This is a genomic window from Paenibacillus sp. EKM10P, assembly GCF_011800655.1.
Taxonomy (GTDB): Bacteria; Bacillota; Bacilli; order Paenibacillales; family Paenibacillaceae; genus Paenibacillus; species Paenibacillus polymyxa.
The window spans coordinates 281,478-301,262 of sequence record NZ_JAALET010000003.1; the positions used below are offsets into that span (position 1 = coordinate 281,478).

The window sequence follows — 19,785 nt, forward strand, 5'->3', positions numbered from 1 at the left end:
AGATGTTAATCCCTAGGGGAAGGTGACTTGGCATCCTTATCTTCAGTATGATTGCAATTCCCCACCACAAGGGATGTACGCTTGGCGAGCGAAGCAAGCGTATGAGATTCCCATACTTCCAGCATACGACGTTCACTCTCAGCTAAAATCTCAGATACGGCGATCGCCAACTCCCCGCAAAAAGGGTTCGTCTCCGGTTCATGCATCATCCCCGGGAAAATGGGATCACATATTTCAATGGCGTGGTATATATCAGCAAGTGTAATATGATCCGCTGAACGGGTAAGCACATAACCTCCCTCGCGCCCTTCACGTGCTGCAATCAAATCAGCCTGCACAAGCCGTGTCAGCACTCTGCGCACCAAAGTGACTTCGCAATCAATGGAGCGGGCAATAGAGCCGCTGGCACAAAGCTCCCCGTGTTTTTCCAAATAGACAAGCGCCTTTACCGCAATTCCAAGCCATTTGGGCGTTGCGGTGCGTAGTCTTTTTTCACTATTCAAATGAGATGACACCCCTAAGCTGTAGAAACTTCGTTGAATGCATTGTACGTGATGTCAGATGTAAGTTCAAGCCTGAAAGCCGGAACCCTCTGGATCCCTAGCGCCCAAAGTAAAATGACCTAGTCGTACTTCTCCACTAAGTGACAGATAAACATCCCGGATGCCGGAGGCTGACTGTACCTTTTCCGAGAGTGTCACCCATGCTTGTGCCCCTCCTGTATTACCCACATTGATGCGTGCCACAGCTTGGCTGTCTGGCCCATCCAAATGCAGTTCAATGGCTGCATCACTGCTGTTGCCTGACACGCGGCACTGAAACTCGGCTACACTCACCGTATTCATGTCTACGCCATGAAAAGCAATCCAACCAGAACGTTGCGGTGAACGGGGACGTACACAGGCCTCCCTTTGCTCCTTGCTTTCATCCAGCAGGATGTCGAAGCAATCATCAAAGTTTTCAGCTCGTATCCTTGGTCCAGCTTGCCGTGGTGGAATAACTTCACCTCGAACGTACACAGGATGCTCCAATCGAATATCTGCTGAGGAGGCACCTGCCAGCAGTGTATATTCACCCGATTCAACGCAATAACAATCCCGTGTGACATCCCAAATCGCCCAATCCTTTACCCGAACCGTAAAAGAGACCGTTCGCGTCTCACCTGGCTCCAAGCGAATGCGTTGAAATCCACACAGTGTCTTCAACGGGCGCTTTACGCGCGAGGCTTCAGAGCGTACATATAGTTGTACAACCTCTTCACCAGCAGCTCCCCCTCGATTCGTCACATCTACCCACACCTGGATAGCATCTGCGGCGTCAAGTGTAGCCATAGATTTAACGTTATCCTTATGGGCGTCTGTATGCAGATCACTATATTCAAATGGCGAATACGTTAGCCCGTGTCCAAATGGATATAACGGTTCACCTTCAAAATATTGATAGGTACGACCGCCACGAATAATATCATAATCCCTGATATCACCCAATTGATCCTCGTTCTGAACCCAGGTCATGTTCAGACGCCCTGCGGGTGCGTAATCTCCAAACAATACATCCGCTATGGCTGTACCATGCTCTTGTCCCGCATGAGACGTATATACGATCGCTGGAATATGCTCTTGAAGCCAAGGAATCGCAAATGGATAGCTGCCCGTCAGAACCACAATCGTATTCGGATTGACGCGATATACTTCCTCGATAAGTCGTTGCTGGGAAGCAGCCAGTTCCAGGCCTGGGCGATCATTCTCTTCTTTTCCGTTAATGAGCGGGTGATTTCCAACGAATACAATCGCTGTATCTGCCGCTTGCGCAGCGGCTATCGCCTCCGCCAAGCCATCCGATACCGTCTCAATACGGAAAGTCGTACGGTCGGAGTCTGTGACGTTAGATGCAGGAGTTGCGGATTCCATCACCTTTAAGGAGCCTTCCGTTCCTGCGATCACTGGCTTACCATTCCACGTGGTCCACAGATGCTCTCCTTGTTCTACAGGAGTCAGTCCAAAGACCTCTTTAACATACCAGCCATACGCTTCAGCAGCTGTCACACGAAGCGTCTCCTCATCGCTCGTCACATAGGTACCCAGATGTTCATCATGCAGTGTCACGCTGCCATAGCCCCAATCTGTCATGGTCAATACCGTTGGCTCTCCACCCTGGGACAGGCGCATATCGCCAGAAGAATTAACTATGAGCTTCGCGCCATCAGTCGATGCCGTCAAGGTCACACGATCTTTGGCATCGGAGTACACGACACGTTCCTCCGCGCCCCCGCTTTCCAGCTTGGCACGAATCGCCTCCAGCGGTGTAACCCGGTAAGGCAGCGTACCGGAATACCAGTCGCGGAACACCTCATTGCCATGCGAACCAATGACCGCTACTTTGCCGCACTGGGCAGGGTTCAATGGCAGAAGCTTTTGCTCATTTTTGAGCAGTACGATCTGCTCCCTCGCCGCACGCAACGACAATGCACGGGCTTGCTCTGTCATTAAAGCCTCTTCCCCGATGGAGGCATATGGATTGTCTGCCGCCGGATCAAATTCCCCCAAACGAAAACGAACACGGAACGTATGGAACAATGCCCGATCCAAGTCCTCTTCTTGTAGCGAGCCCTGCTCCAAAGCTTCTCGAATCGCCTGCTTGGAGAGCTCTGCATCATCGGTAATGCTGTCAATTCCAGCGCGAATAGATTCAGCCACGCCCGGCGTATGGGAAACGTAATATTGATGGTCGTTTACAATCCCCATCACATCACCCGCATCACTTACGACAAAGCCGTCCATTCCCCATTCGCCTCTGACAATATCGTTAACACCATGGTATAACGTAGCAGGCGTCCCGTTAATCAAGTTGTAAGAAGTCATCATCGACTGGGCTCCGCCCTCCGTAAAAGGCTTCTCAAATGCTCTTAGATAATATTCTCGCAGGTTTCGTGGGTCTATGCTGGAGGAGCCAATACCCCGGTCCACTTCATTATTGTTACCTAGAAAATGTTTTAACGTCGCAACCGCTTTCAAATATACCGGATGATCACCCTGTATCCCTTTGACTAACTCCTTCGACAATTCTCCCGTCAAATACGGGTCTTCGCCGTAGGCCTCCTCATTCCTTCCCCATCTTGGGTCACGCTCCATATCCACTGTAGGCGCCCACAGGGTAAGACCGTTCAATTTTGGATCACGACGATAGTAGACACGCGCCTCATCTGCAATAACAGAGCCGATCTGACGCATTAACTCCGTATCCCAAGTACAGGCCAAACCCACAGGCTGAGGAAATGAAGTGGCCTCTCCCAACCAGGCTATCCCGTGTGCTGCTTCCGTACCGTGCTTGTAAGCTGCAACTCCCAAACGGTCAATGGCCGGCTGGTATTGCAGCATAGATTCGATCTTTTCCTCTAAGGTTAGTCGCGACACGAGATCCCGTACACGCTCATCTAGTTGAATCTTCGGATCTTGAAATAAATATTCGATACCCGTTGTTTCATGACTCAAATCCGTCATCTCCTTAGCTTCATTAAGATGATAAAAAGTTATGCACGAAAGCGCTTTAATATATCATAACGAAAAAGGATTACACCAGCAACAATACCGAAAACATCCTAAATTGGATGAAATACAAACCGCGGCATACGAGAAAAAAAGTTGCAATTTCTTTTTCTTATATAAAGCTAAAAATGATATTTTTTGGTATAATCAGGATATATCATTGAAGGAGGAAGCGCTGATGAAAAATACCGGAATGACACGGCCTCTGGATCAGCTGGGGCGAATTGTACTCCCTAAGGAAATGCGCACCACTATGGATATCAATATCGGTGATTCGCTTGAATTCTTCGTAGATGAAGAAGGATTTGTATTAAGGAAATACACGGGTGTCTCCTGCAAATTTTGCGGCGCAGTGGATCATTTAACTTATTTTCGGGACAGCTTTATTTGCGCTGATTGCATCCAGTTATTAAAGAACGATGAACATGTACATGCCACAAGCAACGATGCCATCCAGGCTCAAGAACATACCAAATCGAACCAAGCCAACACTACCTGGCAGCCCAAGCATTCCAGAGTGCAACAAGGTGAAATGGTAAAAAAGCTCCGCAAGCTGATTCAGGAACATCCGAACCTGCCACAAAAAGTGTATGCAGAAATGCTCGATATTTCCCAAGGCCGTGTGTCCCAACTGAAAAAGCTGCTCTAAACCTTCTAAAAATTTTTTTCCCAATATCATATACGATGTACTCGAAAACCTACTTATTTCACTGTAACTACAATGGCCAGGTATAGAGTAAGGTGCATATCTGTGGATGTGTCCCTTATTCTATACCTGGCCTTTTCCTGCTTCCCGCCTCTATCAATGTGACAATAGTCACATACTCTCAATGTCTACGTATATACAATATATAGATCGAAACAATTGGTTATCACTAGATATCATCAATATGTTGTTTTTGTGAAAAATATATATTTTTTACTATATGGAGGGTTTTACGATGAAGGTGCTGGAGGAACATCAATTATACGACATCGGTGAGCGAGTCATTGGGGCACAAGATCTGGACATGCTGCGGGAGAATGCAAATTTAAATGGAGAATCGTTCAGCGGCAAAATGAGCAAGCTTGGCTCGGAATATGCCAAATGGTATGCGCGCCTGCGTGTACTTCCGCCTGAATTAACAGACGCGATTGACCATGGGTATGTATATGTTCACGATTTGGACCAATATGCGCTCGGAACTACAAATTGTATCTTTATTCCATTTGGTCGTTTGCTACAAGACGGTTTCAATACAGGCAATGGCTCTGTACGCACACCACAAACAATTATGTCTGCTATGGCACTGGTCGCCATCATATTCCAGTCTCAACAAAATAGCCAATTTGGTGGTGTCTCTGCCAATAAAATAGATTGGGATCTTGCTCCATACGTTGCTCGTTCCTTCCGCAAGCATCTGCGCAAAGGACTCCGGCTGTTCGAGGAAGAGCTAGACTCCCGTTGGTCTGACGACGAGCTGCATTTAGCCAATACTCACTTGCAAGAGGTCTGCCCTCGTTCATACTCATTCGCACGCGAAGAGACAGAGACAGAAACCCGGCAGGCGGCGGAATCGCTCATTCATAACCTGAACACGATGAGCAGTCGGGCAGGGGGGCAAATTCCATTCACTTCACTGAATTACGGGATGTGTACGTCTGCTGAAGGTCGGCTTGTTTCGCAATCGTTGCTGGAAGCCACGATTCGTGGACTGGGCAGCGGGGAAACTCCTATTTTCCCACAACATATTTTCCAATGTAAAAAAGGAGTCAACCAGGCAGAAGGCGATGTCAACTACGATTTGTTCTTAAAAGCGGTAGAATGCTCCAGCAAGCGGATGTATCCCAACTTTGTGAATGTGGATGCTACCTTCAATCTGCCTTATTACCGCGCAGATGACCCGGATACCATCATTGCCACGATGGGCTGCCGTACCCGTACCATTTCTGACCGTTTCGGCAGAAACCGCCAGAGCGGCAAGGGTAATCTCTCATTTAATACTATTAATCTGGTACGGCTCGGGATTGAATATGGTATTTGCACAGGCAAGCGTCTGACACCTGACCGTGACCGCTTTGACGCGAGACTGGAAGAGGTTATGCGAATTGCAGTGGACGGTCTAATCCATCGCTATCATATCCAGACCAGCCAGCCAGCCAAAGCCTCGGACTTTATGATGCGCGAAGGGGTATGGGAAGGCGGAAAAGAACTGGCACCTGATGAGAAGGTGGGAAGCGTCCTAAAGCACGGTACGCTTTCGATCGGATTTATCGGGCTGGCTGAGTGTATGAAAGCATTATACGGAAAACACCACGGAGAGGATGATTTTGTATACCGTGAAGCACAGCGAATCATCACCTCCATGCGCGTGTATTGTGATCGAATGAGTGAACACCACAATCTAAATATTACATTGTTCGCGACACCTGCCGAAGGATTGTCTGGCAAGTTCACATTGCTGGACCAACGTGACTTCGGAGTTATTCCTGAGGTCAATGACCGGGAATATTACACGAATTCCTTTCATATTCCGGTGTATTACAAGCTCCCGGCTGCTCGTAAAATCAGCTTGGAGGCTCCGTTCCATAATCTATGTAATGCGGGTGCAATTTCATACATTGAGCTGGACGGTAATGCGCGGAATAACCCGGAGGCGTTTCTTAAAATTGTTCAATACGCGCTGCATCAGAACATTGGCTACTTCTCCATCAACCATCCGGTGGATCGTTGTACGGAATGCGGCTATGAAGGAATTATCGGGACAAGCTGTCCTCAATGCGGCACGGATGAGGAACACACGCACTTTCAGCGTTTACGTCGGGTAACCGGATATCTGACAGGTGATTATACCGTTCGTTTTAATGCTGCCAAGCAAGCCGAAGTTCGCGACCGGGTGAAGCATAAGTGAATTTGTGCGGCTATATTCCGGAATCTCTGAATGAAGGATACGGCCTGCGCACCGTCGTATTCATTAGCGGTTGTCGCCATGCCTGTCCCGGCTGCTTTAATCCAGCTTCGTGGAACTTTCGCGCAGGGGAGCCATTCACGCCCGAGCGTCAACAGGAGGTCATCCGTGATATCATGGATAATCCGCTGTTGGACGGATTGACTCTCTGCGGGGGAGATCCTTTTTTCTCAGCAGCAGAATGCTCGCAATTTGTACGTAACTTCCGCGCGGCTTGTCCCGACCGAACCGTCTGGGCCTACACAGGCTTTATCTACGAAGATCTGCTCATGGATCAGGAGCGACAGGAGCTGGCGCAATTGTGTGACGTGATTGTAGATGGCCGTTTTGTTGAACAGCAAAAAGATCTGACCCTCCCCTTTCGGGGCAGCCGTAATCAGCGCCTGGTAGATGTGAAAGCCAGTACTCAAGCAGGTTACACCGTTTCATTAGCTTAAAGGCGATGTTCTACTTAGCAAGATGCTATACCAAAGACAAGTCCCCCACGATAGGTCGGGCTTGTCTTTTTTGCATATAACTAACAGATTCCACTCCAGTTTCTATTACTGTTTCTATTGCACATCCTGTGAGTTTCACTTATGATGGTGAACAAGTATACGAGTGCATAATTATTCGTCATACCTTAATCGCATAGTTTGGAAATAGGTGTCTGTTCTATTCAGATCAGACTTAAAAGGGAAGCCGGTGCAAATCCGGGACGGTCCCGCCACTGTAAACGGGGAATGTTCAGCTGCTCATACACCCACTGGTCCACAGACCGGGAAGGGATGCTGAACGTCATGATCCGTAAGTCAGGAGACCTGCCTATTTTAACAACATCGCAGTACCTACGGAAGATAGGGAGGTGTTAAGAGCAGTCGCCGTATTTTTGAATTTTAATCGCGGAGGCATTCTTTCCCCTACTTATTTTTAGCCTTGGGGACAGAATGCCTTTTTTGGTACGTAAAAATAAACTGGCTACCACTTAGGAGGAAAACCTACATGTCCATTAACGAACGATCTACATTGTCCGGTTTGACTAGCAGTAATCTGGGATATCCGCGAATCGGCGGGAACCGGGAATGGAAGAAAGCACTGGAGCGCTTCTGGCAGGGTAGTATTAACGAAAGTGAACTGCATAGTGAGATGAAAAGATTGCGGCTGGAGCATCTGAGCAAGCAACGTGACAAAGGGATTGATCGCATTCCTGTCGGAGACTTTTCCTATTACGATCATGTGCTGGATACATCTGTGATGTTCGGTCTCGTACCCGAACGGTTCAACTATCGTCCTACAGGTCCGGTTCCTCTGTCTGTGTATTTCGGGATAGCACGTGGGCAGAAGGGAGCTACCGCCAGCGAAATGACCAAATGGATGAATACCAATTACCACTACATCGTTCCCGAATTGGAAAATGCGGCTCCAGTGCTCACTGAAAATAAGCCCTTACTCGCTTATCGTGAAGCAAAGCAAGAGCTAGGCATTGACGGTAAACCGGTTCTCATCGGCCCCTATTCATTTGTTGTTTTATCCAAAGGCTATGATCGTAAGGATCTCGCTTCTATTATACGAACCTTCCAGCCTTTATACGCCCGAGTCTTGTCAGAGCTAGCAGCAGAAGGCGTTCAATGGGTCCAAATCGATGAACCTGTCCTGACCACCTCATTCCCGGCAGAGGATCTGGAGATTATTCAGGAGGTCTATGAAGCTTTGACCCAAGCTGCTCCCTCCTTAAACATCATGCTGCAAACCTACTTTGGTAGCCTAGATCATTATGAGCGTCTGACTGAACTTCCGGTCCAGGGACTGGGTCTTGATTTTGTCTATGATGATGGCGAAAATGTCCAGCATATATCGCGACATGGCTTCCCCAAAGGGAAAACGCTGGGTGCTGGTGTCATTGATGGGCGCAATATATGGCGCAGCGACCTGAATGCCGTGGCTGCGCTGTTGGGCCAGTTAGCAGAACAAATCAATGCAGAACAGCTTATCGTGCAGCCATCGTGCAGTCTGCTGCATGTGCCGGTCAGTCTGGAAGCAGAGCACAAGCTGGACCGAGAGCTGGTGCATGCCCTAGCCTTTGCCGATGAAAAGCTGGATGAAATCGCAGTCTTGACGGCTGCACTTGGTAAGCATGATCCATCCGCACTTGCCAAGCTTGAGCAAAGTGCGGAAGCGGTAGCCCGCTTCAACAGCTCAGCGGCAAGGGTACAGACAGCTGCCGATTTGGCCGACCTGTTGGCAAAGGAGCCACTATCACGCAGCGTTCCTTTCGCCGAGCGCCGTATAATTCAGCAAAATAGGCTGAAGTTACCCCCACTGCCTACGACGACCATCGGCAGCTTCCCGCAAACTGCTGAGGTTCGCAAGGCCCGTCTGCACTATCGCAAAGGAGAATGGTCTGCCGAGCAATATCGGACATTCATCCAGCAGCAGATCAAGGAATGGATTGATATCCAAGAGGACATTGGCATAGATGTGCTTGTACATGGGGAATTTGAACGGACTGACATGGTTGAGTTTTTTGGCGAAAAACTAAAAGGCTTTGCTTTTACACAAAACGGATGGGTGCAATCTTACGGCTCCCGCTGTGTTAAACCGCCGATTATTTACGGAGATGTGTCGTTCGATCAACCAATGACTGTAGAAGAGACGGCATTTGCCCAATCGTTAACCTCCAAGCCAGTTAAAGGAATGCTTACAGGCCCTGTGACCATTTTGAACTGGTCCTTTGAACGTAATGATATTCCACGCAGGCAAGTTGCTTTGCAATTAGCTCTGGCATTACGGGCAGAGGTAGAGGCACTCGAACAAGCGGGTATTAGCATGATTCAGGTGGATGAACCCGCAATTCGCGAAGGGCTCCCGTTGAAAAAAGAACAACAGCAGGCCTATCTGGATTGGGCGGTTCAAGCCTTCCTTGTGACCACGGCCACTGTTGAACCTGCGACTCAAATCCATACACACATGTGCTATTCCGAATTCCAAGATATGATCCAGTCCATTTCAGACATGGATGCCGACGTGATTTCTATTGAAACCTCTCGTAGTCATGGTGAATTGATTGTTAGCTTTGAGGATCAGGTGTACGACAAAGGCATCGGTCTGGGCGTGTACGATATCCACAGCCCGCGCATTCCTGATGAATCAGAAATGCTAAGCATGATTCAGCGTGCCTTGCGCGTACTGCCAGCAGATTTGTTCTGGGTTAATCCAGACTGTGGGCTGAAAACCCGCACCAAGGAGGAATCTGTCGCCGCGTTGCGGCAAATGGTACAGGCGGCTCAAGCAGCCCGAGCCGTGCTGTCTGTATCCAACTAATATTTTTATCGTATCCAATCACGTTATTATATCCATCATATCCTATTCCCTTTTCGGTCTTTCTATTAGAGACCGGAAGGGAGTTCTTTATTCCAAGTCATATAATGTATATAAACCTTGAATGTGCTCGATTTTTAGCTGCTTCAGATGTATACCTAAGCCATGCTCTCGATCCCAGGAACAATTAAAATTCAAATATAGTTCATCCTTTTCCGATGAGTCGGAAATCAGTATAGATATAAGCTGCATTCGATCCAGCAATTGCTCTGGTCGCTCCACATAAGGCGCATATTCATTAGGGTCCTCTCCCCATGAGCTGTATGCCTTCCGATACTTTTCCACGATGTCTACATAATGATGGTATATGGACTCCAATACTTGAGGATGGATTGCTGACGAACATGCCATATACGTCTCCCATGTCTTTTTTTGCAGCTCTGTAGGTTCTTCTATAGTCTGTGCCTGTTCTTCAGAGTCGGCTCCCACGATAAATTCAGCTTCTACCTCCGATGGCTGCCCGCAAAAATCAAGATGTACCACACCACGTAGTACAACCTCCTCCGACACATCCCAAGTCTCATCATCCTGTTCCAATTCCCTATACCAGTGTTTCCAGTCCATCCTTTATCCACCTCTTCATCATAGGTAATCTTTAACTCTATTGAACACTTTACAATCTATCATTTTAATGAATGAAATTAAAGTAACATTCTATGGGTGTTTCCAGCCAGAAATCGAGGAATTTCCAAATGAAACTACTTTATTCTACAAGATTCGCTATTCATGTAAGCCTTCAAGAAAGAAAACCAGCCCATTTTGACCCGAAGATTTTATTATTAAAAATTTAGTACCTTGCATTAATCAGTACATGATGTTAAATTATACCTGACTACTGATTTATAATCAGTACCCGTGACAAATTATGCACAAACACACGTTTCTTCCCCTTATTCCGAACGACACCTATGAATTATGATTACATCAGGAAGGGAGCATCGCTCGTGAATGTGAACATCCAATTCAAAAAAGGGGTACTGGAACTATGCGTTCTAGTTCTAATTGGACGTAGAGACCGCTATGGCTACGAATTGGCTCAAGCCGTCTCCCGTCATATCGAAGTAGCAGAGGGAGCCCTATATCCACTGCTTCGCCGTCTGGTATCCGAGGGATACTGCACGACGTATTTACAGGAATCGACCGAGGGCCCGCCCCGTAAATATTACCGGCTGACCGATACCGGCAGCCATTATACAAGATTACTTACACGGGAATGGAATGATTTTGTCCATCATGTCGCAAGCCTACTGAAGGAAGGAGATCCTGATGAATAGAAAACAGTTTCTTACAGAGGTGGAGCAGCGCCTATCTCCTCTCCCTGCAGAGGTACGCCATGAGTTGCTTAGTGATTTGAGCCAGCATTTTGACTACGGCTTGGCCAATGGAAAAAGCGAAACTGAAATTGCCCATGAGTTGGGGAACCCAGAGGATATTGCCCGAGAAGCATTGGATGTTCCCAATGTAGGCTGGAACGCTTCCCCTCCACTTCGCCAAGGAAGCTTCGCACGCAATCTTTTTACTTTCTTAGGGCTGCTGTTTCTCAACTTGTTGATCTCCATCCCGATTCTAGCTACCCTATGGGCGGTATGGGCTTCATTAACCGCAGTGGCGGTCAGTTTCGTTGCAGCCCCTCTACTCGCCGTCACTGATTATGCGCTCAACAGCACCTTTTACCCGACCAAATTCTTCTTCTCCATCACGTTAACAGGTATGGGGCTATTGCTGCTGCCTGGGGTACGTTATCTCCTACTCCTTATGGTAAAGGGCACAGTGCGATACTGGAAATGGAATCAGACTACCCTGAGGGGAGCTTACTAACAACATGAATAAAATGTGGTTTATTGCAGCTGGATTGTGCATTGTCATCGGTGTAGCCGGAATGGTGGTCTACGGTGCTCCATGGAATCAACAAGTAATGAAAGAAACAACAGCTATAAATAAAAAATGGACATTCACACGTGGTCAGCTTCAAAACCTGAAAGTGGACAGTTCTGATGATGTTTCTATTTTGTTCACTCCTGGCTCTGGCGACCAAGGTACGATACGCATCAGCGGAGAAGTTCAGACAAAAGTAGCCGACCAGATTCATAATGCCCGAATTGAGAACGGTAAGCTTACCATTCAATCGAAGCCGGCCCCTTCCTTGTCATTCCTTTCGTTTACCCCTGATTTGGATCAAACGATTACTGTAGAGATGCCTGCTGGGGAAACACTAGCTGATCTGCAGGTAGATACACATTCAGGAAATGTAAAACTTCAAGATGCCTCCGTGGAGAATACTTCTATTACTGCTACCTCAGGCACTGCCGAGATTACAAACCTCCGAAGTACCCACCTGATCGCAAATCTAACATCCGGTAACTTTATAGCCAATCAGCTTACAGCAGATATGGAGCTAAAGCTTACTTCAGGAGATGTCACCATCCGCGATTATAGCGGTAACGGCCTTCTATCCCTAACCTCAGGGGAATCTAATATTACGCAACGCACCGTATCCAACTTGGAAGTGAATTCTGATTCCGGTGATGTAAATATTAAGCAGGCTCTCGATTTTAAAGGTGTCTATAATGTCCACTCTGACTCTGGAAGCATAAACACTCCCGAATCTGTTCCCGGCGCCGCGAGCGTGATCAAGGTCGAAACCACTTCAGGGGATATTGATATTTCCAAATAGGAGGCTACTACATAATGTCTCATCAGGCGAAGTTTGGTTCAAGGGGTTTAACCTAGTATAATGTAACCATGTGCTCAGATGCACAACCACGTTATATAGTGATAAGGAGGAGACTGGATGGAACTTAAAAACAAAACAGCCATTATTACAGGAGCCAGCAAAGGAATTGGTAAGGCAATTGCCGAGACCTTGGCCAAGGAAGGCGTTAATCTGGGGTTAATCTCACGCACATTGACCGACCTACAAAAGCTGCAGGATTCACTGGGGAGTACATACGGTGTGAAAGTGGTGAGTGCTGTTGCAGATATATCGGATCGTACACAGGCCGCTGCTGCTGTAGCTTCACTGGAGCATGAGCTGGGTGCCGTCGATATTTTGATCAACAATGCAGGCATCGCCACCTTCGGCACAGTCGCAGATATGGACCCCGAAGAGTGGGAACGTATTATTCGCGTAAACCTGATGGGAACCTATTATGTTACACACGCCGCTCTTCCAAGCATGCTGGCGCAACAGAGCGGAAATATTATTAACATTTCCTCCACAGCAGGGGAACGAGGTTTTGCAACAGGCTCGGCATATTGCGCATCCAAATTTGCTTTGATGGGCTTCACGGAAGCACTGATGCAGGAAGTTCGCAAATCCAATATTCGGGTAACCGCGCTGACTCCAAGCACGGTCAATACAGAATTGGCGGTAAATGCGGGATTGAATATTGGTGACGAGGACCGCATGCTTCAGCCGCAGGATTTGGCCGATCTGACATTAGCTGCATTGAAGCTGCCGCCACGGGTTCAATTAAAAGTAGCTGGCATTTGGACAACCAACCCACAGTAATTCGACATGACATCTTAGATTCATTGGCTGCACCAAGCTCCGGCAGACGTAATTGTTCGTCATGCCGGAGCTTTTTTTAGGATAGCTATACCAAAACAAACTGTAATATAAGCGCTTTGTACTTCCAGCATACATAACATACAATTCCAGCAACCATAAGCGCATTCCAAGAAAGGGGAAAAATGATGAAGAATACAGGAATGACACGACCACTAGACCATTTGGGACGCATTGTGCTACCCAAAGAACTGCGCACCTCTATGAATATTAATATTGGAGATGCTCTCGATTTTTTTATTACACCAGAGGGACTGATGATTCGCAAGTATACGGGGGTTTCTTGTTATTTTTGTGGTGCCGTTGATCATTTAAGCTATTTCAGAGATCATCTGATATGCAAGAGTTGTATTGAGAACCTGAAGAGCGATAATCCCTCCAGTCATTTGAGTGAAGCACGTCCTGTCCAGCCGAAGAAAAGAAGGAGCTACAGAAATCAGAATGAGCTTCTGAATAAACTAAAGCAGCTCATGGAGGAGTATCCTAATGTATCTCAAAAGGAATTAGCCGAAATGCTGGAATTATCTCAAGGACGCGTGTCACAGCTTAAAAAGCTACTCCTTTGAATCTTTCCGTCCACCTCGTTTGTTAAAATAATAAAAAAAGAGCCTGACGGCTCTGGGATCATTCATTATTACGCAATGTCAGACTGCTCCATAATCGGGACTCGATAGGCAAGCAGGGACTCGTCTATTACAGCAGAAATAAACGTTGCTTCTATTTCAGGCACCAGTCTAAGCGCATAGTTCCATGCGTTTTCCTCAATTTGCAGCGCAAGCCGTTGCCGGGTCCCGATCATGTCCTCTTGCTCCATCGCATCGGAGAGACCCTCTAATTCAGTATCGGCGGCGTGCCCGATCTCATGCGCAAGCACAACCGTAAAATACTCCTCAACTCGATCCGCGCTGCCGAACATCTGTAAACATTGTGTTTCAATAACATCCGTATACATGGTAATGGCGTGAGCATGCATAGCATATTTGCCCCCAATCAGCCGTCCACCAGGAAAACGTTTCTCCAGCTTCACTGTTACGCCTATAGCAGCCCGTTCCAAAAGCTCAGCGACAATGCGCTCTGCCTGATTTCTCTCCAACTTAGCTTCGCTCCTCAAACCAAGAAATATAAAGTTATATTTACGATATAACTTATGAAATTATGAATGTTCTCATACAATACACAGTACGATATTATACCTTTTTACAAAGGAGAATACCATGCCAGAAGATTATTATTTAGGCTGGGGAACACTTGCCCTTATTAATGCCGGCTTGGCACAGTCCAAAAATCGGAGCAGACTTAACTGGTTTGCGCTCTCACTACTTATAGGGCCGATCGCGACCCTATTGATCGTTGTCGGGGATAAACCGGATTCCTGATCCAGCAATTAGTCTCCCGTTAGGTTAACCAGAATGAAAAGGACAACCTTGCGGCTTTTCCGGCAGCGCTACATCTGTTGTTGGTTTAGCCTGTCTCGTCATATACGGCTTTTCCTGAACTCCAAAATTCGGCTTCACAAGCCGATTATCGTAAGAACTATGAAAAATATGTGTGGTTGCTGGGGATAATGGTGGGATCAACCACGTCCAATTACCTGTCAGTGCGCGGCCAGCCTTGGCTTCCCGTTCCTCAAACAACTTAAATTGGGCCGCTGCGGTATGATGGTCGACAATGCTGACCCCTGCTTTTTTAAAAGAATGCAGCACAGCAATGTTCAACTCCACCAGCGCCCGATCACGCCATAGCGTTGTTTCACTCGTCGTATCCAGCCCCATCAGTTTTGCCACCTGTGGCAACATATTATAACGAAAGGTATCCGCAAAATTACGGGCACCGATTTCTGTCCCCATATACCAGCCGTTAAACGGAGCTGCTGTATAGATGATACCACCAATCTCCAGTGTCATATCCGAAATCATAGGCACAGCATACCAGCGCAATCCCAGAGTGGCTATACAAGAGAGTTCTGGATGCTCAATAGGCACCTCCATCACCAAATGTTCAGGAATATCAAAGAACTTGGGAGGCTGACCCCCCGCTTCCACAACCAGCGGCAATACATCAAAAGCAGTCATCGCTCCTTGCCACCCCATATCCCTACAAGCATTGGTGAAATCCACCGAGATTGGATCCCCGATGACCCCTTGATCCGTTTCATATCCAGCGTAACGAATGAGTTGATGGTTCCAGATACGAATATTCGGCTGTCCCGGCTGGGAGGCGCGAAATACAGTAAGCGTTGGCTTAATTTTACCGCCGTTCGTTCCTATACGGATATGCTCCAATAGCTCGTGAACTACTTGCGTCGCATCTGACGCTCCACGTGCATCCCTGACCAATAGCTTGTCCCAAAACAATCGACCGATACAACGATTGCTATTCCGCCAAGCCATAAGTGCCCCGTGTTCCAGCTCTTCATAAGTATGATCGTATGTTCCAGTAGTCTCTATGTCGTGACGAATATGAAGAAGCCGGGCTTCCGCATCATCGCGGCTTCGACCCAGCTCCTCATAACATGTATATATAAACTGCTCCGCTTCATGCAAAAGCTGTTGTTTCACTTCCATAACCTACACCCCATCCCGGCAGCTCACTTCCTTATGAGCCTGTGGTCTTCCATGCTTCTTTGTCATTATACTCCAGTAGCAGGCCGGAACCAACGGGATGTATATCTTGTTCACCTGATCTCCATATCCGTGGAAAACACTCCCAGAAACTTATCCCAGATATGCGCTAAGCATCCAGATATGTTTATCCATTTCTTCTCTCAAGCCATTCAGAAGATCCTCTGTCGCTTTGTCCTGTGCCGCTTCTGCCGCTTCCATACCATTAGCCAGTTCAATAGTAATCGTTTTAAAATCGGCTACAACGGACTTCACCATATCTTCAGCTGTCTGCTCGCCTGCGGACTCCTGAATAGCTGACAGTTGCAAATGCTCCTTCAAGGTCGCAGCAGGACGGCCGCCAATAGCCAACAAACGTTCGGCAATCGTATCCAGATTAGCTGTTGCTTCATTGTAAAGCTCCTCGAATTTAGCATGCAGTGTGAAGAATTTAGGTCCTTTTACATACCAGTGGAAATAATGCAGTTTTGTGTACAATACAGACCAAGTAGCCACGTGTCGGTTCAATGCCTTGTGCAGTTCTTGAATTGCCTCTTGTGTAGGTGCGTTCGTATGATTTAATGTACTCATGTGTAAAATCCCCTCTCGTTATGATTCATAGTATAGTTGAGTGATGCTTGATACTCGCTAGCAGTAGTGTCTGATTTTCTTCTAAATCCCATGCGTAAAGCTAAAAAATATTTAGCGATTAATTTAGACTTAATCTAAATCCTGTTTTAATTATAACACTATGTTACTGTTTTTCAAGCACTTTATTAGAGTTTAATCATGAAGATTATGTGAAGTTGCCAATTGATTAATATTCATCAAGTACTCCCAACGCATCATAAATAGGTTACAACAATAAGCCTCTACAAGATGTTAATTTTGTCTGTTGAATAATGAAAAGAGCCGACCCGCAATGGATCAGCTCTACTTTTATTCTTATATTTCAGAAGGTTCCACGATTAAGGATACAACTTTGCCTGCATTTACATCAATCAAGCCATGATCGGTAATTTTCAAAGCCGGGCTAACTGGCAAAGAATGAGTACTGAGCGACATGATTGGATTGTAATGGCGATAGCCCAGCGACAGTAAGGCTGAACGCAGTTCCTTCACATGGGCAGCAACCATTTCTAGTGGTCCTTCTGTTAAAATTCCGCCCACCGTTAACGGTAAATGGGACAGCACCTTGCCATTTTCAACTACGCAAAAGCCCCCTTGGCTGGATAAAACCGTATTCGCGGCCAATATCATATCTTGCTTGTTATGCCCCACGACCAACAAGTTATGGTTATCGTGCGAATAGGTGGTTGCCACTGCCCCGCGTTTAATCGTATCTCCCCCGATCAAACCGTAAGCACGGTTGCCGTTCTTGCCATACCGCTCAAACGTAGCAATGAGTCCATGTTCACCATGTTCCCATACCAGTTCACCCTGCTCTACTTGTGCAGGTGCAATCCGCTCGCTTGTAAAAGTAGATCCATCCTTGACCATCATAATACGGCATGGATGTGCGCCATCAGCTACATCCAACTTTACAGTAAAGTCCTGCTCCGTAAGCGGATTGAGCTTCACACTTTGATAAAAGTGGGCGGGAAAGCAACTTTTTACCGGTGCCTGATGGTATTCCTCGAATTTATCGAATACCTTGAGTCCGTCCTTATAGACTTGCTCTACATCAAATTGCTCCAGATCCGATAGCAGCACGAAGTCGGCTATTTTCCCTGGCGCAATGGTCCCGCGGTCATGCATACGCATCCGGGCAGCAGGAGTATACGTCGCTGCATAAATCGCATCCTCAGGCTTCATTCCCATCCCGATCGCTTTACTTACGATGTGGTTCAGATGCCCTCGCTCTACGAAAGAGTCCGGCATCACATCATCCGTTACGAAGCAAAAATGTTGTGCCACGTCTTCCTGAATGAGATAGTCCATCACCTCAGGGGTCATGGATTTTTCCTGGATCTCAATAAACATCCCGGCGGCCATTCTGGCCTTCATACCCTCAATGCTTTGGTGGGTATGGTCTGAGCCTATTCCTGCATAGATCAACTGATGCAGATCCAGATCAAGCAACTGCGGCGTATGGCCTTCAATGATCAGCTCTGGGTAGTTTTCACGAACGTGGCGTAAGATGCGGTTCGTCTTGCTCTCCGGATCACGAATGACATCCACATAATTCATAATTTCACCCAGACAGATCATCTCACCCGTTTGCAACAAAGCATCAATTTCGGGGATGTCAATTTCACCCCCTGAGGTTTCCAAAGGCGTCGCTGGAACAGAGCTAGGAATTCCGTAAAACATATCAGCCACGCAATCTTTGCTGGCCTCCATCATTTCCTGAATGCCTTCCAGTCCGAAAACATTCGCCATTTCGTGCGGTTCTGGTACAATCGTCGTGACCCCATTGCGAATGAGTCCATAGGAAAAGGTTGCTGGTGTCACCATTGTGCTTTCGATATGCAGATGGATGTCGATTAGGCCGGGAATCATATATTTCCCGTGCCCCTCCACAATTTCAGCAGCCTCAAAAGACTCCAGACCGCGCTGACCGATATACATAAACTTGCCGTCAAGTATAGCCACATTGCCTTCCTCGAACGTCTTGTAGTAACTGTTATACACCTTAACTTGTAAAATCATTTTGTCTGCACGCATGATGTATCTCCTTCATCGAACCCGCTGATTATTGGACCAGCACCATTTTGTCTGCCGGAAAATGCAGGGTAACCCGTTGACCACTCAAGTAAGGCGTATCCATTTCCTGATTAGCCGTAAAGTTTCCTTTCGCTGTCTCTACCACATACTGATAGCTGCGTCCTAGGTACGTACTTACCTTAATGACACCGGGAAGCTCATTTTCTCCTGTCTCGTTGCCTTCTGTTCGAATGACCAAATCATCCGGGCGAATAGCGCCTTGGCGAGCACCCGGTTGGACTGTACCCTGATTACGTACTACACTAAACGAAAGGTCGCCTGTATTCAGTCGAATACGTTCCCCTTCTTCAGTGCGCTCGTCAAAGCTTAGAAAATTATTAAACCCAATAAAGCGGGCGACAAATTCGGTCGTCGGATATTTAAAAATGGTCGATGGAGCATCTAATTGCTCGATGTTCCCCTTATTCATAATCGCAACCTGGTCAGAAATCGAAAAACATTCCTCCTGATCGTGCGATACATATACGGTAGTGATGCCCAGTTCCTGTTGAATACGGCGGATTTCTACGCGCATATTCACACGCAGGTTAGCATCTAAGTTACTCAGAGGTTCATCAAACAACAGCAGATCGGGTTCAATTACAAGCGCTCGTGCAATCGCGACACGTTGACGCTGCCCGCCTGATAATTCGCCGGGGAAACGTTTTTCGAATCCCCCCAGGCTCACCGTATCCAGCATAGTCATAACGCGTCGTTTTACATCATCTTCTTTTACTTTACGCAAGCGTAAACCAAAGGCTACATTATCAAAAACTGACAAATGCGGGAAAAGCGCATAACTTTGAAATACAAAACCGAAGTTCCGTTTATTCACTGGAACCCGGGTATAATCCTTATCACCAAACAAAAATGTTCCTTGTTTAGCTTCGAGAAATCCTGCAATAAGACGAAGTGTAGTCGTTTTGCCACAACCACTCGGTCCGAGCAACGAGAGCAATTGCCCCCGTTCGAGCTGCAAATCGAAATCCTGCAAGATCAGTTGGTTGTCATAAGCGACCGAAACGCGATCCAGAGTAAGCAGTGCCATAAGGTTGAAGCCT

Annotated in this window: 18 protein-coding genes and 1 riboswitch; of the genes, 10 read left to right on the forward strand and 8 right to left on the reverse strand. The window is 47.1% G+C overall.

From position 1 onward, the window contains the following. Positions 1–5: 5 nt before the first annotated feature. Together HFE01_RS10675 and HFE01_RS10680 are read right to left on the reverse strand one after the other, a co-directional pair. Positions 6–503, reverse strand: a complete 498-nt coding sequence (locus tag HFE01_RS10675; protein WP_016822775.1) for an Rrf2 family transcriptional regulator — start codon at positions 501–503, stop codon at positions 6–8. Positions 504–569: 66 nt separating this feature from the next. After that, the gene (locus HFE01_RS10680; RefSeq protein WP_102997484.1) at positions 570–3,491 is read right to left on the reverse strand and encodes a glycoside hydrolase family 3 C-terminal domain-containing protein; all 2,922 of its coding nucleotides are present in this window, start codon (positions 3,489–3,491) and stop codon (positions 570–572) included. Between the two features lie 232 nt (positions 3,492–3,723). Between HFE01_RS10680 and HFE01_RS10685 the strand changes: the two genes are divergently transcribed. The 4 genes from HFE01_RS10685 to metE all read left to right on the forward strand — a co-directional run bounded on the left by HFE01_RS10685 (position 3,724) and on the right by metE (position 9,793). Beyond that, positions 3,724–4,194 carry an AbrB/MazE/SpoVT family DNA-binding domain-containing protein gene (locus tag HFE01_RS10685; protein ID WP_017428580.1) on the forward strand — a complete coding sequence of 157 codons (471 nt, stop codon included), beginning with the start codon at positions 3,724–3,726 and terminating at the stop codon, positions 4,192–4,194. Between the two features lie 292 nt (positions 4,195–4,486). Beyond that, a complete protein-coding gene (locus HFE01_RS10690; RefSeq protein WP_031462401.1) occupies positions 4,487–6,436 on the forward strand; it encodes an anaerobic ribonucleoside triphosphate reductase in 1,950 nt (649 codons plus the stop codon). Further along, entirely contained in the window at positions 6,433–6,930 is a 498-nt protein-coding gene (gene nrdG / locus HFE01_RS10695) for an anaerobic ribonucleoside-triphosphate reductase activating protein (RefSeq protein WP_167437889.1), read from the forward strand. Before HFE01_RS10690 ends, nrdG begins: the two co-directional genes overlap by 4 nt. Before the next feature lie 189 nt (positions 6,931–7,119). Then, a riboswitch (cobalamin riboswitch) is annotated at positions 7,120–7,315 on the forward strand. Between the two features lie 159 nt (positions 7,316–7,474). Further along, a complete protein-coding gene (metE, locus tag HFE01_RS10700) occupies positions 7,475–9,793 on the forward strand; it encodes a 5-methyltetrahydropteroyltriglutamate--homocysteine S-methyltransferase (RefSeq protein ID WP_167437890.1) in 2,319 nt (772 codons plus the stop codon). An 87-nt stretch (positions 9,794–9,880) separates the two neighbouring features. Here metE and HFE01_RS10705 read toward each other — a convergent pair whose 3' ends face one another. Continuing rightward, positions 9,881–10,414, reverse strand: a complete 534-nt coding sequence (locus HFE01_RS10705) for a DUF6985 domain-containing protein (protein WP_031462403.1) — start codon at positions 10,412–10,414, stop codon at positions 9,881–9,883. A 380-nt stretch (positions 10,415–10,794) separates the two neighbouring features. Here HFE01_RS10705 and HFE01_RS10710 point away from each other — a divergent pair, with 380 nt between their 5' ends. The 5 genes from HFE01_RS10710 to HFE01_RS10730 all read left to right on the forward strand — a co-directional run bounded on the left by HFE01_RS10710 (position 10,795) and on the right by HFE01_RS10730 (position 13,984). Next, positions 10,795–11,124 (forward strand): PadR family transcriptional regulator, encoded by a 330-nt coding sequence (locus HFE01_RS10710; RefSeq protein ID WP_016822768.1) that lies wholly within the window; start codon positions 10,795–10,797, stop codon positions 11,122–11,124. Then, positions 11,117–11,668, forward strand: coding sequence for a DUF1700 domain-containing protein (locus HFE01_RS10715; protein WP_017428577.1), 552 nt, complete (start codon positions 11,117–11,119; stop codon positions 11,666–11,668). The genes HFE01_RS10710 and HFE01_RS10715 overlap by 8 nt, the downstream gene beginning before the upstream one ends. Before the next feature lie 4 nt (positions 11,669–11,672). Next, positions 11,673–12,524 (forward strand): DUF4097 family beta strand repeat-containing protein, encoded by an 852-nt coding sequence (locus tag HFE01_RS10720; protein ID WP_017428576.1) that lies wholly within the window; start codon positions 11,673–11,675, stop codon positions 12,522–12,524. A 117-nt stretch (positions 12,525–12,641) separates the two neighbouring features. Next, positions 12,642–13,361, forward strand: coding sequence for a 3-ketoacyl-ACP reductase (locus tag HFE01_RS10725; RefSeq protein ID WP_016822765.1), 720 nt, complete (start codon positions 12,642–12,644; stop codon positions 13,359–13,361). A gap of 185 nt (positions 13,362–13,546) precedes the next feature. Next, a complete protein-coding gene (locus HFE01_RS10730; protein ID WP_013373561.1) occupies positions 13,547–13,984 on the forward strand; it encodes an AbrB/MazE/SpoVT family DNA-binding domain-containing protein in 438 nt (145 codons plus the stop codon). A gap of 68 nt (positions 13,985–14,052) precedes the next feature. Here HFE01_RS10730 and HFE01_RS10735 read toward each other — a convergent pair whose 3' ends face one another. After that, positions 14,053–14,511, reverse strand: coding sequence for a hypothetical protein (locus tag HFE01_RS10735; RefSeq protein ID WP_016822764.1), 459 nt, complete (start codon positions 14,509–14,511; stop codon positions 14,053–14,055). Positions 14,512–14,632: 121 nt separating this feature from the next. Between HFE01_RS10735 and HFE01_RS10740 the strand changes: the two genes are divergently transcribed. After that, positions 14,633–14,794, forward strand: coding sequence for a hypothetical protein (locus HFE01_RS10740; RefSeq protein WP_017428612.1), 162 nt, complete (start codon positions 14,633–14,635; stop codon positions 14,792–14,794). Between the two features lie 24 nt (positions 14,795–14,818). On the opposite strand, the gene HFE01_RS10745 is transcribed toward HFE01_RS10740, so the two are convergent. The 4 genes from HFE01_RS10745 to HFE01_RS10760 form a co-directional block, all read right to left on the reverse strand. Further along, positions 14,819–15,982 carry a nitric oxide synthase oxygenase gene (locus HFE01_RS10745; protein ID WP_016822763.1) on the reverse strand — a complete coding sequence of 388 codons (1,164 nt, stop codon included), beginning with the start codon at positions 15,980–15,982 and terminating at the stop codon, positions 14,819–14,821. Positions 15,983–16,132: 150 nt separating this feature from the next. Continuing rightward, positions 16,133–16,609: a Dps family protein gene (locus HFE01_RS10750; protein ID WP_016822762.1), complete on the reverse strand. Its 477-nt coding sequence runs from the start codon at positions 16,607–16,609 to the stop codon at positions 16,133–16,135. A gap of 354 nt (positions 16,610–16,963) precedes the next feature. Then, positions 16,964–18,685, reverse strand: coding sequence for an adenine deaminase C-terminal domain-containing protein (locus tag HFE01_RS10755; protein ID WP_045244688.1), 1,722 nt, complete (start codon positions 18,683–18,685; stop codon positions 16,964–16,966). Positions 18,686–18,713: 28 nt separating this feature from the next. Continuing rightward, positions 18,714–19,772, reverse strand: coding sequence for an ABC transporter ATP-binding protein (locus HFE01_RS10760; RefSeq protein WP_017428616.1), 1,059 nt, complete (start codon positions 19,770–19,772; stop codon positions 18,714–18,716). Positions 19,773–19,785: the final 13 nt, after the last annotated feature.